We start from the raw sequence: 14,244 nt of genomic DNA on the forward strand, positions 1-14,244 counted from the left end.
CAACAGGTGCAACGGGACCGGCAGGCGCAACAGGTGCAACGGGACCGGCAGGGGCAACAGGTGCAACGGGACCGGCAGGGGCAACAGGTGCAACGGGACCGGCAGGGGCAACAGGTGCAACGGGACCGGCAGGCGCAACAGGTGCAACGGGACCGGCAGGACCAACCGGTCCATTGAGTGACACGGTAACCATTGAGAACATTGGACCCGAGGTCAGTTCACAATTTAATGAATTGATGACGGCAGAACGAACACCTGTATTGGAGTTGCAATCGGTTTACGGGTTATCCGACCTGAGAGATCTTGTAACAACTACCGGAAGCGGAACGGTTACAAGTACTTCTGTCGAGTATCAAGTAAGTGTTACAGGCGGAGCGGCAGATACTGCCACATTGGATAGTGTGGAAAGGGGGAGGTACATGCCCGGTTATGCTGCAGAAGCAGGGATTGGGGTGAGAGTACCTTCCGGGCCAGATACAAACCAAGTTTTTAGATGGGGCCTTTTTGATGACGAGAACGGGGCTTACTTTGGCCAAAGTGTAGCAGTTGGAATATTTGTGGCCATTAGAAGGGAAGGAGTTGATACAATCACTCCACAAACATCCTGGAATATTGATCCACTTGATGGATCCGGCCCCAGTGGTATCACCCTGAACCTTGCTTTAGGGAATGTTTTTCAGATTCAATTTACTTGGTACGGATACGGTGTTGTTGAATTTAATGTTGTAGTCCAGGATCCCTTGACCCTCGCTCAAGAGGTAGTGACTGTCCATAGGTTCAGGCCCGTTAACCAAACGAGCTTTACCGATCCAAATTTGCCTCTCAGAACACAGATTGAAAACCAAGGGGCATCCTCTCCGCGGAGTATCTTCGTTGGCGGAAGGCAATATAGTATACTCGGAAAGTTCAATCCGGAATTTCGTATTACGTCGGATCGACGGGCAGTAACCGTCGGTACGGGAGGGTTACCTGTTTTATCTTTTCAAAGAAAACCTGTCTTCCCGGCTGGTTCCGCAAGACCAAACTCAGTAAGTGTAACTCTTGAGGGATTAGATATAATCAATGCCGCTGATATTTATTTCCAAATATTAGTAGGAGGTACTTTGAATACAGCATTCACTAATTTCCCAACGGCAAATACAGCAATTCCGAATACCGAAACAGCCTTGCTGGTGAACAATACGGCTACTAACATAACAGGAGGACAAGTAGTGTATCAGGGGGTAGGTGCTGGAGCACAAGGAAATACGAGAAATCTTTCAACAGCTACTTTATTATCGTTTCAATTACCCGATGATCAGATTGTTTCATTGGTAGTGGGTACATTTAGTGGAACAACACCAGTAGTGGCTGTCTTCCGGGTAACGGAAGAGTGGTAATAACATTTCAATTTAAACCAGAAAGGGGGGAAATACTTGACTATCATAAATAATATAGGACCTAATGTAAGCTCTCAATTCAATGAGTTAATGACTGCTCAAAGGACTCCTGTCTTAGAATTAAAATCAGTATATGGATTATCAACCCTAAGGGATATTGTTGAAACGAGTGGTGCTGGAACCGTTACAAATACAACTGTTGAGTATCAAGTAACTGTAACGGCAGGGGCAAACGACACCGCTACTTTGGATAGTGCTGAAAGGGGACGTTATATGCCTGGATACGCCGGTCAAGCGGGGATTGGAATTCGAATACCTGAAGATGCGGCAGCAAATCAAATATTCAGATGGGGGTTGTTTGATGATGAGAATGGAGCATTTTTTGCCCAGAGTTTAACAGATGGCATTTATTTGGTGATCCGAAGAGCAGGGGTGGATACCACTATTCCACAGCTTTCCTGGAATGTGGATACATTAGACGGAAGCGGGCCAAGCGGCCATACTTTGGATTTGGCATTAGGAAATATTTATAACATTACTTTTACCTGGTATGGGTACGGAGTGGTGGAATTCGAAGTAGTTGTCCAGAACCCAGTCACATTGGCCCAGGAAATGATTACGATTCATCGTTTTAGACCCGCAAATGAAACCAGTTTTGCCGATCCAAACCTACCTTTGAGAGCTCAAATTGTTAATACAGGTGCGTCGGAAGCACGGAGTATATTCGTTGGTGGCCGCCAATACAGCATCCTTGGAAAATTTGATCCTGAGTTTCGTATTACTTCAGAAAGAAGATCCACTAGCGTTACTACTGCTGGAACCCCTATCATATCCTTTCAAAGAAAGCCTATTTTCCCAGCAGGTTCCGGCAGAGCAAATTCTGTAAGCGTAACCCTTGAAGGAGCAGATATCATTACAGCGGAGGATATCTATTTTCAGATTGTATTGGGGGGGACGCTCGATACCGCCTTCGTCAACTTCCCGACTGCAACTACTAATATTCCTGATTCTGAAACCGCTTTGCTGGTCAACAACACTGCTACTACGATTACAGGGGGAGAAGTCGTATTTCAAGGGGTAGGAGCCAGTGCTCCTGGGGTAGCAAAAGATATTGCCAAAGTAAACCTATTGGATTTTGAACTGCCGGATGATCAAACAGTATCGTTGGTCATTGGTTCATTCGGGGGAAGTGTATCGATCTCAGCCGTATTTCGCGTGACAGAAGAATGGTGATTTGTTAGAAAAGCTCTCTCTTATCGTGTGAGAGCTTTTCTGCTTATCTGATTGAGGTGGGTAGATTTTTAGAGGTAACTAGTCCAATTACCTAAGCAGTTGAATCGCTTTTCCATAAGTTAAATATAGAACATTCAGGAAGGAGCAGATTAATGATTTCTATTAGTTTATGTATGATTGTTAAAAACGAAGAGCAAGTACTTTCCCGTTGTCTTGACTCAGTGAAAGACCTTGTAGATGAGATTAATATAGTTGATACCGGTTCAGGGGATGGAACTGTAGAAATTGCAAGGGCCTATACAGATAGAGTTTATTTTTTTGAATGGACAGGAAAATTCACAGACGCTAGAAATGAATCGTTTAGGCATGCTACCAAGGAATATATTATATATTTAGATGCCGATGATGTGATGCTGGAAGAAGATAGGGCAAAGTTAAAAAAGTTAAAGAATTCCCTTGACCCAGCAGTTGATTCCGTTTCCATGTATTATAACGCCGGAGTCGATGAGTTCGGGAATGTAACCTTGAAATATCGGCGGAATCGATTAGTTAAAAGGAGCCGATATTATAGATGGGAAGGGGATTGTCATAATTATTTGAATGTATATGGCAACATCATTAATTCTGATATATCCATTACGCATATGAAAATCCAACATTCCGTAGGAAGGAATTTATCCATTTATGAAGATAAGATAGCCAGAGGTGATGAGTTTTCTCCTAGAGACTACTTTTATTACGGAAATGAGTTACGTGAAAATGGACTCTATAAACAGGCGATTGAAAGCTACACAAAAAATATAGAATTAAAGGAAGGATGGGTTGAGGATAAAGTATATGCTTGCATCAACCGGGCAGATTGTTACCATTATTTGAATGATTCTCAGGGGGAGATGTCATCTTTATTTGAATCTCTATGTTATTCCAAGACACCACGACCTGAGATGTGCAGCAGAGTCGGCTATATATTTCAGTGCAAAGGGGAATATGAGTCTGCGATATATTGGTACGAACTTGCCACCAGCCATAAAGAGGACCCTGATAAATGGAGCTTTACGTATCCTGCATATTCAACCTGGTATCCCCATCTGCAGCTTTGTGTTTGCTATGATAGAATTACAAATTTAGAGAAAGCGTACGAGCATAATGAATTGGCGAGGAAATTCCGGCCCAAGGATAAAAATGTACTATATAATAAAGAACTTTTAGAGAAGAAAATGGGTATTGACTGAAAGTGAAAAGAAGCTATTTTAATCTTAGGGGGACTTCTTTTCCTGAGTACACTGAGTGTCAAATGACATTGCCAGACTTCTAAGAAAATTTTCCACAACATAATGGAATAAGTTACAAAAAATGCCATCACGATTTACGTAATGGCATTCCATTTTATGATCTTATCTTGAAGGTTCGAGAAGAACAACACTTTCTATGGTTGTAGCCAAAAGGCTGATGTCTGTAAACTCTTCAACTTTCATTGAATCCATATAAGTGATTTGAAAGCAATCCGTGTCCAACTGGTAGGTAACGGTCATAACAGGTGAGTGATCATGACTTGATATCGTATGAACAATCTCACTATCCTTGAATTCCTTAAGAGTCTTGAGCATGGTTACGATATTTTCTAGTGACATATAACATGTCTCCCTTCTACTTGCTCGAGGGATTGACTAAATACAGTCTCGTAGACCCAATGAAACTTAAGTATAACATATAAACGTATAAATAGAAACGTTTGTTCTGAAAACAACTGGAAATGAGCTCTTGGTCACAGAGAATATACGTATACCTCCTTTTTTGTTTTCATATGATAAAAGAAACAGGGGAGGCGGGTGATGACAGATGGCAAATCAACAATCAAGGGATGACCCTTCCAAATTGAGTTATCCAAATGACATGCTGGATATTATTCGAAATGGATTAAAGCCCGCTAAGTCAAAAAAAGTAATCGTCGTTGGAGCAGGGATGAGTGGTTTAGTCGCAGCTTCTCTATTAAAAAAGGCCGGGCATGAAGTAACGATATTAGAAGGAAATAAGCGAATTGGGGGTAGGGTATATACTGTACGCAAGCCCTTCACCCCCGGTAACTATATGGACCTGGGCGCCATGAGGATTCCCGATAACCACAAGTTAGTATTCGAGTATATTAGAAAATTCAACCTGCCCTATCAAGAATTCATCAATAGTTCTCCAAGAGATTTACTACTAGTTAACAATATCCTAACAACAAGGGAACAATATGAAAAAAATCCAGACATACTACAGTATCCGCTACCAGAAGGTGAAAAGGGGAGAACGGCTTCGGAATTATTTATCGAAGCGACAAAACCCTTTATGGATTTATATAATAACAGTGCTCATGATGAACAGCAAAAATTAATTAAACGATACTCAAGTTATTCTATGGGACAATTTTTAGCAAACAATCCATTTGGTAAATCCTTATCTTTAAATGCCATACGAAAAATCAATGTTATTCTCGGGATAGAAGGATTCCCTGAGTTCTCATTCGTGGACATATTAAAAGACATCATTTTTCCTATATTCAGGAAACAAACAAAATTTTATCAAATAACAGGTGGAAACGACCACTTACCTTATGGATTTGTCCAAGAGCTTGGGTCACACATTCTACTTAATCAAAAAGTGACCCACATTAGACAATCCGATGTCGGAGTAAGCGTTCGTGCAGTAAACTCCGGAGACGGATTGGTGCGGGAATACAATGCAGATTATGTCATCGTAACCATTCCATTTACTGTCTTCCAGTTTATCGAGGTCATACCTTATGATTCAATATCCTTTAAAAAGTGGCAGGCGATCCGTGAGGTGCCGAATGTCCCATCCGTGAAAATAGGGATTGAATTCCGCCGTCGCTTCTGGGAAGATTTGAATTACGGAAACATCGTGTCAGATCTCCCCACACGCTTTACGTATATGCCGAGTCACGACAAGGGTAGCAACAAACCAGGAGTCATGTTAGCGAGTTACAGCTGGGGACAGAATGCACTCTTATGGAACAGCAAATCAAAAGAAGTAATCATCAAAGAAGTTTTAGAAGACCTCTCTAAAATATATGGCGAACAGGTGTATACAGAAATGCTGAATTATGTAGTCTACAACTGGAGTAAAAACCCATTCTCCGCAGGATGTTTTACCCTTTATACCCCTGGGCAGGCAAGTGATATCGGCGATTATATTAAGAAACCTGAAGGCAGAATTCATTTTGCCGGAGAGCACACGTCCTCCTTTCATGGTTGGATGGAAGGGGCGATTGAGTCGGGGGTGAGGGCAGCCAATGAAGTGAATAGCAGATAAGGGTTTAAAACGCATGAGATTGCTCATGCGTTTGTTATTTGTATAGGAAGTTTTTAATAAAGAATAAAAATAAAATTTTATTGGAAAACAATAAATCTCATTATATAATTTAGAAAAACATGGTATCAGAGGTGTGTTATGAAACGAGGAACGACGATTTTTTTAAAAGGGGCAGTAATAGCAATAGGTGCGATTGTATTCGTCCTTTGTGTTGTCTGGTTGCCAACAATGGCAAAGCATTCGGCTGATTTATTTCCGGAATTTGCTTATTTGAAATGGCCGATTCTAATAGGGTTATACTTAACAGCGGTTCCATTTAATTTAGCGCTGTATCAAGCTTTTAAGCTTTTAACGTGTATTGAAGAGAACGCTTTTTCAGGTAAAGCAATAGTGGCTCTTCACCGAATTAAACTGTATGCCTTACTGATTACAGCCATCTATGTGGCAGGTATAGTGTTTCTACTCATCCAAAATGCTCTTCATCCGGGTATCGCTATGGTTGGGATCATTATCAGCTTTGCGTCTGTCACCATTTCGATTTTCGCAGCGGTTCTTCAGGAATTACTGAGGAATGCTCTTGAGCTAAAATCTGAAAATGATTTAACGGTCTGATGACGATTATCAAAAATATTGATGTGATTCTGGTTAAGAGGGAAGGTTTAAACCGCTAAGATCTAGGAAATCCGACCGAACCTCGGAAAAAACCTTCTACTCTATCAACCCCCTGCATAAAGTTAACTATTAAATACTTTATATAGGGGTACTGATGATGTCGTATAAGTCTCGAAACAACAATAGCTTAGTCCCACTAGTATTCGTCTCTATGAAGGCCATCATTCGGGTAGTATTGATCGGTATTGTCCTCATATACTTGACAGTCTGGTTGATTTCGTCGACGGCAATTAAATTGAGGGTGGATAGTTTACTGTATTCATCGATGTCCGAACTCGTCCCAAAGGAAACGTTTCTTATGTTGTTGTCACAGGAAATGACTGGACTGCGGGCTACCAATGAGGAAGCATTAAACAGTGATTTTGATTGGTTGGAAAGCGTCACGAACGTATCTCTCCTTGATCCGCGTAGTTTATTTGGACGGGAGATCCCCGGAATCGAAAATTATCATACTCACATAGCCGTTGCCGGGAAAGGGACAGACATCACGAACCTCCCAAATGAATCACCGGCTCCAACAGAAGATCAGTTGAAAGATCAGGAAATCGATCAGAGTCAAATTGATCAGGCCAACAACAACTCAGGAGACGGCGTTCAAGAGATTGATGAAAAATCCGTCTACATCTATCATTCACACAGTTGGGAAGCGTTCAGCCCGCTGATTAAGAATAACGATTCGAAAGATCCAGCGAGTACCAACGAGAAGGTCAACGTCATTGCTGTCGGCTCAAAATTGAAGCAAGAGCTTGAAGCAAGGGGGATTGGAGCAGTCCAGGATAAGACAGATATAAACAAAGCTCTCAAAGACAAGTCATGGACATATTTTGAATCCTATCAGTTATCAAGGGGTCTAGTACAAGAAGCCATTGCCCAAAACGATGACCTAACGTACCTGATTGATATCCATCGGGATTCTCAGCCACGAAGCATCACTACCAAAACCATCAATGGGAAAAACTATGCACGTTTATTTTTTATCGTAGGAAAAGAAAACAAAAACTTCGAAAAAAACCTTAAGATTGCAAAGGAATTAAATGCTAAACTGGAGGAGAAATATCCCGGCATCAGCCGGGGTGTCTTCATCAAAACAAGGGCAGAAGGTAACGGGGTCTACAATCAGGACCTAACCGAGAGAGCCATGTTACTTGAGTTTGGCGGAGTGGAAAACAATTTAGTGGAATTGTATAACTCTACAGAAGCGTTCGCCGAGATCTTTGCAGAATATTACAAGAAGGATGCTGTAGAAGTAAATGCACAATAAGTGTTAGGGAAAAAGACGTATGCCATGTGGTGGACGTCTTTTTTCTGTTCTCAAGGAGAATGGTTTCTATGACGTCCTCAATTATGTTCTCTTGTTCTTCCTCCAACGATATCCCCAATAAAACATCCCAACCACCATTGAACCTGCCACCATAATAACCGTGCCCTTATCCGCATCCAACACATTCACCACCACAAATGCTTCAATCAACAAAGAAGGAATCTTCCCGACAGAACTGATCACAGAAAAGACAACAATAGAAATAGAGCTAAAGGCAGCGGCAACGGTAACCACACTTGAAGGCACAAATGGAACCATGCGAAATAAGAATAGAAGAAAGATCCATTCTGTACCTGACGCTTCTTTTAATTTGAGAAAATATTTGTTAGACAGAATCTGATCAATCCCTGTAAAATTCATACCTTTTCGATACAAATAAAAACTAACAATGGCCCCTAATGATTCACCAAGTATGGAAACCCCGACTCCCGGCCAAAACCCAAATGCGGAAATATTGAATGCCGTCAAGAAAACACTTGGTAGGAAACCTAGAATACTGATGAATATATTAATGGTTATACTGATGAAAATGAGAGACCAACTATCAAGGGCGATGAATTCGTTCATGAAATGCTGCAGTGTGTCCGTCATATTTCAATTCCTTTGTAAGAGACTAGATTATCAGAATAATGCATCTGGAATCCTTTTGGAACAATTTTATTTTGTGATGAGTGCATACTCTTCTATAAAACACTCAGTTAATAAACTGGAATCACCACTAGGGAGGATAGAATAGTTTAAAAACTGAAAGGAAAACGAGTTAACAATTATACAATCTTTCTTTGATTTAAGTGTGAAGATGTAAGACAGTTAGTTTAAGTAAATTAACAGCAATCCAATTCCTTGGATTGCTGCTTTTTAACTGCTTAATTTGGAACAATTTTTCCAATGAATGGAGCCAACATCGCTATGCGGATGGCATTCCTTTTGAAGATATTTGTATTCGTCCTCAAGTTCCTGGAGGGTCAACTCAAATAATTGTTTGTCTCCTTTTTTGAATATGTTGTGGACAATTAATTTGTTTATTAACTCGTTTCTTCGATTGTGAATCGCTTCCTGAAGGATTTCTCCCATATTTGATCACTCCTCTTATAATGTATACGAACAGTGGAAGAGGCTCTTTCATTGAAAAAAGCCCTCTTCCTAGTAGATAAGAAGAAGGCTTTATGTATCAAACTTCAACTCATCTTCCAAGCGAATTGCTTGTGGAATTAGCACAGTGTTCTACGATGTAGAATCTGTTGCTGAGGCATCGTCGGGCCAGTCCCTCTTCCTCTCTGGATAAGCGGCTATATAGTTGTCATGGATTTCTTATAATTATATATATTAGTATTCATAGTTGTCAACTAGGAATTGGATATTGGGTATAGGATAGATGAGAGGAATTAAAAATAAAAATGTTGGAACTAACCCTCATCCCTATACTTTTTACCAATTCAGACACAGAATCTTTTTCTAATCAACAAAAAACATGATAATCTGTATACATAAACGCAATTATTGGAGTGAATCGTATGAAGACAGTGGTTGTCGTAGGTGGAGGAATTACAGGATTAACAGCGCTGTACCATCTTCAAAGAATGTCCATTGAACGAGAAATAGATATCGAGTTAATCCTGATCGAGCGAGATCAGCAGCTCGGCGGCAAAATTAGAACCATAAATGAATGCGAATTCATAATGGAAGCGGGAGCAGATTCCATCGTTGCCCGTAATGAAGGAGTTCTTTCACTAGTTGAGGAACTTCAACTTCAAGAGGAGCTTGTCTATAATGAAACAGGCACATCCTACATATATACAAATGGCGAATTACATAAGATTCCCCAAGACACGATTTTCGGAATTCCCATGTCCGTTGAGTCTCTTCAAAATAGCACCCTGGTCTCAGAAGAAGGGAAGATCGACGCACTTAAAGACCTTGAAACGGAAAATACACAATTTACCAAAGAGAGTTCCATCGGTGAATTTTTAGAAGCGTTCCTGGGTAAGGAACTTGTTGAGAAGCAGGTAGCTCCAGTATTATCAGGGGTCTACTCTGGAAATTTGCATAAGCTCACCATGGCTTCGACACTCCCATACTTACTTGAATATAAAAATGAATACGGCAGTATCATTAAAGGTTTATCTGCAAATAAACAAAAATTCCAAGGGGCATCCAATAAAAAGTTCATCTCGTTTAAAAATGGTTTATCAACCATCATTGAACGTTTAGAAGAACAATGTTCCAATGGGACAATTTTAAAGGGAGTAGAAACAACTAAGCTCCAAAAAACAGGAGACAAATATGAGCTGACTCTAAATGGTCACGGGAGGATTCAAGCGGATTATGTGGTATTCGCAACACCTCATGACGTAACCCAGAAGATTCTGACTCATGAAAAACTTGAACCTGATTTTAATAAATTGAGAAACTCTTCCCTTGTTTCAATTTACCTTGGATTTAACATTCCAGACGAGGAGCTTCCTGCTGATGGAACAGGCTTTATCGTATCAAGCGGCAGAGATGTGAAATGTAATGCATGCACATGGACGAGCCGGAAATGGAAGCATACGTCCATTAATCAAAACCTTTTATTGAGACTTTTTTATAAAAGTACAAACCCTCATTACAATGAGTTGAAAGAGTTTAGCGAGGAAGAACTTGTGAGCACGGCACTTGAAGATATCAGAAAAAGTGTCGGCATTTACGGAGATCCGATTTCTGTTGAAGTAACGAACTGGAAAGACCTGATGCCAAACTATCATCTTGAGCATAGTCAGTCTGTGCAATCGTTAGGTGAAAATCTCGCAACCGAGCTGCCACGTGTGAAGTTGGCAGGTGCTTCATACTTTGGAGTGGGCATCGGCGCGTGTATTCAAAACGGGAAGAAAACTGCAGAAAGTATTATAGATGAGTTAGAGGAGAACGTTTGAGGAAGATAAAGAATAAAGGAAAAGAGTTTGGAATTTCCCAAGCTCTTTTCCTTTGTGTTTGCACGAGCTATGAAATCATTCGTCATTCTCCATTTTCCTTTTGAAATATTCAACAGTATTTTCTAAACCGTAGTGCAAATCATATTGAGGTTCCCATTTTAGATAGTGTAGAGCTTTCGAATTTGAGAGGTGACTGTGTAAAATATCTCCTTCCCGTTTCGCTTCGTAGTTTGGCATTTGCGAAGAGTGGAGTTGGTTTGAAAGTAGGGTGTAGAGTAGGTTGACGGTTGTTTGGGTGTTGGTGCCGATATTGATGACTTGGTTGTCAGCGTTTGCGATGGAAAGAAGATTTGCCCGGGCTACGTCCTCTACGTAAACAAAGTCCCGAGTCTGGTTTCCATCCCCAAAAATGATGGGTGTTTCAATATTTAATAGTTGCTCAATAAATATGCTTATAACTCCGCCTTCGCCATCGGATCTTTGCCTGGGTCCATATACATTGGCGTATCTCAAGATGGTGTATGGAAGATCATAGAGCTTATTAAATAGTTTAATATAGGTTTCTGATACTAATTTTGAGGTACCGTAAAAGGAAATCGGACTAGTAGGACTCTCTTCATTAATCACCTCATTTGTATAACCATATACTGCACTGGAAGAGGAGAAGATGAATTTTTTCACACCGTATCTGGTACTGTACTCCAACAACTTTACGGTTCCTAATACATTGACTGCTGCATCTTCTGCAGGATTTTCCAGTGATTTAGCTACGCTCACTTGGGCCGCGAGGTGCATAACGATGTCGGGTTTTTCTTTTTCAAAAATCTTTTCAACTTTATCGGATAATAGATTTTTTCTATATATTTTGACTCCACTTGGCACGTTTTCCTCCCTGCCATTAGAGAAGTTGTCTAGAATAATTGGGGTGTGACCTTCAGCGAGCAGTATTTCTACGAGTTGTGAGCCGATAAATCCTGCACCGCCTGTAACTAATATCTTCATGTATGATCCTGGATCCGTTCATTCTCCCTCATGATGAGTCTCCTTTCTTTATAAATATGTTTGATAGATCTGTTCAATTTTTCTCGTCATAACATGGCAGGTTAAGTGTTGTCGAGCATAGGATTCAGCAGCGTTCGCAAACCTATTACGTTCTTCCGTATTCGTTATGAAGCGCTTTATCGCATGTGCGAGTTGTTCGACGTTACCAGGTTCACAAAGGATGCCTGTTTCTTCATGTTGAACCATTTCCGGGATTCCGCCACATGTGGTGGAGATGACCGCTTGACAGGAAAACATTGCCTCCATGACGGATAGGGGAAAGTTGTCATTCACAGTTGCTAATACATAGATGTCCGACATGGAAAGAATATGGGGTATATCGTGTCGTTTCCCCAGGAAGTTCACGTTATTTAGCTTAAGTTCTTTCGCTTGTTCAATCAGTTTTTCCTTCATGACCCCATCTCCGACAATCCATACTTCCACATTAGTCAGGTGTTCACGAAGTCTGGACAATGCTTCCAAGAGAAATCCATGACCTTTACGTGGTGACAGTCGGGAGACACACGTTAGGATAATGTTTTCATGATTTTTATGAGGAAGTGGTTTAAAATCGATGCCAGTATGAACGGTGACCATCCTTTCATCTTTTGCACCGAAATCCATTAAGTTAGGGCGAAAGGAATCTGAAATCATCACGATTTCAGTGCTTGCTTCAATGCCTACTTTCTCAAGTTCAGTAAAATAGGCTTCTTCAATGGAATCTTTCTGCATTTTGTTGAATTTTAAGCGACTTTTCGTAAAGAACCCGTGTGGCGTAAAGAGTAAAGGTTTTTGGTATGTTTGGTTTAAATGTCCCAGGATGAAGATGGCAAATAGGTCTTGAGCGTGTATGATGTCATACTGCTGAAGATTTTTTTCTTTGAGAAAAATTTCAAATACATGAAGGTAACTAAGATTTTTGACGATTTTTTCATTCACTCTTCCGTAGCGTGTATTCATAAATTTACGGGCTTCAGAGGAAGCTTCAGGAATCCATTCTTCCAGCTGTTCTGAAGACATATGGTTTGGCGCCAGTACATCTACACTATGACCGACCTTTTCAAAACCGTTTTTTATCGAAGTGATGTAATGAGATAATCCCCCTGTATGGGGGTATTGAAAAAATGTAACGTATAAGATTTTCATTGGCCTTGAATCATCGCCTTTTGTCTTCTGACCGAATGGTTGGAGAGCGAGAGGCTCCTTATAGTCTCTTTCCACATCATAATACTGATCCATGATGGCAAGAAGAGAGGGATGAATGTTGAAAGGTGGCATTCGACTCAAGTTTTCTCATCCTTTCGTATCTATTTATAGATTCCCAGTTCACTTCCCCAGGTTGATAATTTTTCTAAATGGTAGGGAAGTAGCTCACCTCCGCGGTTGTCAAAGATACGTCTCAGCTGAGTGTGTAATCCTTTTTCAAGGGTTCGTTGAAGGTACGCCATTTTATATAAATGAATGGGTTTGGTTTTGAACTCGATTCCATATTTCTTCATTTCATTCGTGTACACGTCGACCGCATGGGTGCGAATTTCTTCTGCATTGCTTTGCCAATCCTTCCGAAAACCTAGTAAAATTTCTACCAGGACAATCATGTCAAACCATGTCGGGGCAAATTTGGCTGATTCCCAATCGATGAATTGAATCGCCCAGGGTTCATTTTTACTGACATCTTTTGAACAGATATTCTGCATATGAAGATCTCCATGTGTAATGGAATAGCCACTGGTCAATAGTTCCGGAAAGAAGTCAGGACCGTTACTGTATAAGTTTTTTAATGGTTTATAATGTGGTTTGATGATGTCCTTCAATTGTTTATCCTTCTTGGCATCGTCTAGAAATGTCATTGTATTTGAAATGAATTTTTCCCGGTCGTTTTTCATTTTTACCGAGTTGTAAATGGGAAACCAATGTTGAAAAGTCTTTTTTTCTTTCTTGAAATTTTCTTCATGGGTGTGGGCGTGAAGTTTAGCAAGTGTTGGGATAATATAATCAAAATGCTTGGGTGTAAAGGTCAACTGTCCGCGAATTTGGCGAACAAACTCCATGAACACCCAAGTATCACTTCCTTGTTTCTCCATCAGGTATATTTCAGGAAGAAACTCTTTTAAAAATGGGTAGGCTTGACTGTAGACATTAATCTCGACTTCATTTTTGTATTTGGTAGAATGGTAGATTTTAAAAATGATAGGGAAGGTGTCTGTGTGTTTCTGTAGCTGAAGCTGATAAATGCTGCTCCTTTTAGTTGATTTAAGGTTTTGGATTGATGAAGCCTGGATGGTCACTTTACTTCCAAGGGATGTGGAGAGTTTTTCTTCGATTCCATGTTTATGAAACATGGATATCAGTTCTTGTGGTGTATACATAC

At 40.5% G+C, this 14,244-nt stretch carries 13 protein-coding genes and 1 riboswitch; of the genes, 7 read left to right on the forward strand and 6 right to left on the reverse strand.

What is annotated here, in order from left to right:
• The 3 genes from ACIFOD_RS21605 to ACIFOD_RS21615 all read left to right on the forward strand — a co-directional run.
• On the forward strand, positions 1 to 1,379 hold a 1,379-nt coding region (locus ACIFOD_RS21605), incomplete at its 5' end, for a collagen-like triple helix repeat-containing protein (RefSeq protein WP_430316214.1).
• A gap of 36 nt (positions 1,380 to 1,415) precedes the next feature.
• A complete protein-coding gene (locus tag ACIFOD_RS21610) occupies positions 1,416 to 2,612 on the forward strand; it encodes a hypothetical protein (protein ID WP_430316215.1) in 1,197 nt (398 codons plus the stop codon).
• Between the two features lie 152 nt (positions 2,613 to 2,764).
• Entirely contained in the window at positions 2,765 to 3,844 is a 1,080-nt protein-coding gene (locus ACIFOD_RS21615; RefSeq protein ID WP_430316216.1) for a glycosyltransferase, read from the forward strand.
• Between the two features lie 162 nt (positions 3,845 to 4,006).
• Here the strand turns inward: ACIFOD_RS21615 and ACIFOD_RS21620 are convergent, their stop codons facing one another.
• Positions 4,007 to 4,243 (reverse strand): hypothetical protein, encoded by a 237-nt coding sequence (locus ACIFOD_RS21620; protein ID WP_430316217.1) that lies wholly within the window; start codon positions 4,241 to 4,243, stop codon positions 4,007 to 4,009.
• A 208-nt stretch (positions 4,244 to 4,451) separates the two neighbouring features.
• On the opposite strand from ACIFOD_RS21620, the gene ACIFOD_RS21625 reads away from it, so the two are divergent.
• The 3 genes from ACIFOD_RS21625 (at position 4,452) to spoIIP (ending at position 7,860) form a co-directional block, all read left to right on the forward strand.
• Entirely contained in the window at positions 4,452 to 5,927 is a 1,476-nt protein-coding gene (locus ACIFOD_RS21625; protein WP_430316218.1) for a flavin monoamine oxidase family protein, read from the forward strand.
• A gap of 138 nt (positions 5,928 to 6,065) precedes the next feature.
• Positions 6,066 to 6,539, forward strand: a complete 474-nt coding sequence (locus ACIFOD_RS21630) for a DUF2975 domain-containing protein (RefSeq protein WP_430316219.1) — start codon at positions 6,066 to 6,068, stop codon at positions 6,537 to 6,539.
• A 157-nt stretch (positions 6,540 to 6,696) separates the two neighbouring features.
• The gene (gene spoIIP, locus ACIFOD_RS21635) at positions 6,697 to 7,860 is read left to right on the forward strand and encodes a stage II sporulation protein P (protein WP_430316220.1); all 1,164 of its coding nucleotides are present in this window, start codon (positions 6,697 to 6,699) and stop codon (positions 7,858 to 7,860) included.
• 81 nt (positions 7,861 to 7,941) lie between these two features.
• On the opposite strand, the gene ACIFOD_RS21640 is transcribed toward spoIIP, so the two are convergent.
• Together ACIFOD_RS21640 and ACIFOD_RS21645 are read right to left on the reverse strand one after the other, a co-directional pair.
• On the reverse strand, positions 7,942 to 8,511 hold the full coding sequence (locus ACIFOD_RS21640; RefSeq protein WP_430316221.1) for a TVP38/TMEM64 family protein: 570 nt from the start codon (positions 8,509 to 8,511) through the stop codon (positions 7,942 to 7,944).
• A 267-nt stretch (positions 8,512 to 8,778) separates the two neighbouring features.
• The gene (locus ACIFOD_RS21645) at positions 8,779 to 8,994 is read right to left on the reverse strand and encodes a Fur-regulated basic protein FbpA (RefSeq protein WP_397551485.1); all 216 of its coding nucleotides are present in this window, start codon (positions 8,992 to 8,994) and stop codon (positions 8,779 to 8,781) included.
• A gap of 106 nt (positions 8,995 to 9,100) precedes the next feature.
• Positions 9,101 to 9,208, reverse strand: a riboswitch (SAM riboswitch).
• A gap of 226 nt (positions 9,209 to 9,434) precedes the next feature.
• Here ACIFOD_RS21645 and ACIFOD_RS21650 point away from each other — a divergent pair.
• Positions 9,435 to 10,832: a protoporphyrinogen oxidase gene (locus ACIFOD_RS21650; protein WP_430316222.1), complete on the forward strand. Its 1,398-nt coding sequence runs from the start codon at positions 9,435 to 9,437 to the stop codon at positions 10,830 to 10,832.
• A 75-nt stretch (positions 10,833 to 10,907) separates the two neighbouring features.
• Here the strand turns inward: ACIFOD_RS21650 and ACIFOD_RS21655 are convergent, their stop codons facing one another.
• The 3 genes from ACIFOD_RS21655 to ACIFOD_RS21665 are packed head-to-tail and all read right to left on the reverse strand — an operon-like array spanning position 10,908 to position 14,242.
• Entirely contained in the window at positions 10,908 to 11,834 is a 927-nt protein-coding gene (locus tag ACIFOD_RS21655; RefSeq protein ID WP_430316223.1) for an NAD-dependent epimerase/dehydratase family protein, read from the reverse strand.
• A gap of 48 nt (positions 11,835 to 11,882) precedes the next feature.
• Complete coding sequence (locus ACIFOD_RS21660; protein WP_430316277.1) at positions 11,883 to 13,151, reverse strand: glycosyltransferase family 4 protein; 1,269 nt, start codon at positions 13,149 to 13,151, stop codon at positions 11,883 to 11,885.
• Between the two features lie 29 nt (positions 13,152 to 13,180).
• Entirely contained in the window at positions 13,181 to 14,242 is a 1,062-nt protein-coding gene (locus ACIFOD_RS21665; protein ID WP_430316224.1) for a hypothetical protein, read from the reverse strand.
• Between the last annotated feature and the right edge of the window lie 2 nt (positions 14,243 to 14,244).

Origin of the sequence: Rossellomorea sp. NRS-1567 (assembly GCF_050467885.1) — a bacterium.
Classification (GTDB): domain Bacteria; phylum Bacillota; class Bacilli; order Bacillales; family Bacillaceae_B; genus Rossellomorea; species Rossellomorea aquimaris_C.

Excerpts from the sequence above, each read along its gene's own strand:
- ACIFOD_RS21615 (WP_430316216.1), top strand. The coding sequence starts at position 2,765 with ATGATTTCTATTAGTTTATGTATGATTGTTAAAAACGAAGAGCAAGTA.
- ACIFOD_RS21620 (WP_430316217.1), bottom strand. The coding sequence starts at position 4,243 with ATGTCACTAGAAAATATCGTAACCATGCTCAAGACTCTTAAGGAATTC.
- ACIFOD_RS21625 (WP_430316218.1), top strand. The coding sequence starts at position 4,452 with ATGGCAAATCAACAATCAAGGGATGACCCTTCCAAATTGAGTTATCCA.
- ACIFOD_RS21630 (WP_430316219.1), top strand. The coding sequence starts at position 6,066 with ATGAAACGAGGAACGACGATTTTTTTAAAAGGGGCAGTAATAGCAATA.
- spoIIP (WP_430316220.1), top strand. The coding sequence starts at position 6,697 with ATGTCGTATAAGTCTCGAAACAACAATAGCTTAGTCCCACTAGTATTC.
- ACIFOD_RS21640 (WP_430316221.1), bottom strand. The coding sequence starts at position 8,511 with ATGACGGACACACTGCAGCATTTCATGAACGAATTCATCGCCCTTGAT.
- ACIFOD_RS21645 (WP_397551485.1), bottom strand. The coding sequence starts at position 8,994 with ATGGGAGAAATCCTTCAGGAAGCGATTCACAATCGAAGAAACGAGTTA.
- ACIFOD_RS21650 (WP_430316222.1), top strand. The coding sequence starts at position 9,435 with ATGAAGACAGTGGTTGTCGTAGGTGGAGGAATTACAGGATTAACAGCG.
- ACIFOD_RS21655 (WP_430316223.1), bottom strand. The coding sequence starts at position 11,834 with ATGAAGATATTAGTTACAGGCGGTGCAGGATTTATCGGCTCACAACTC.
- ACIFOD_RS21660 (WP_430316277.1), bottom strand. The coding sequence starts at position 13,151 with ATGCCACCTTTCAACATTCATCCCTCTCTTCTTGCCATCATGGATCAG.
- ACIFOD_RS21665 (WP_430316224.1), bottom strand. The coding sequence starts at position 14,242 with ATGTATACACCACAAGAACTGATATCCATGTTTCATAAACATGGAATC.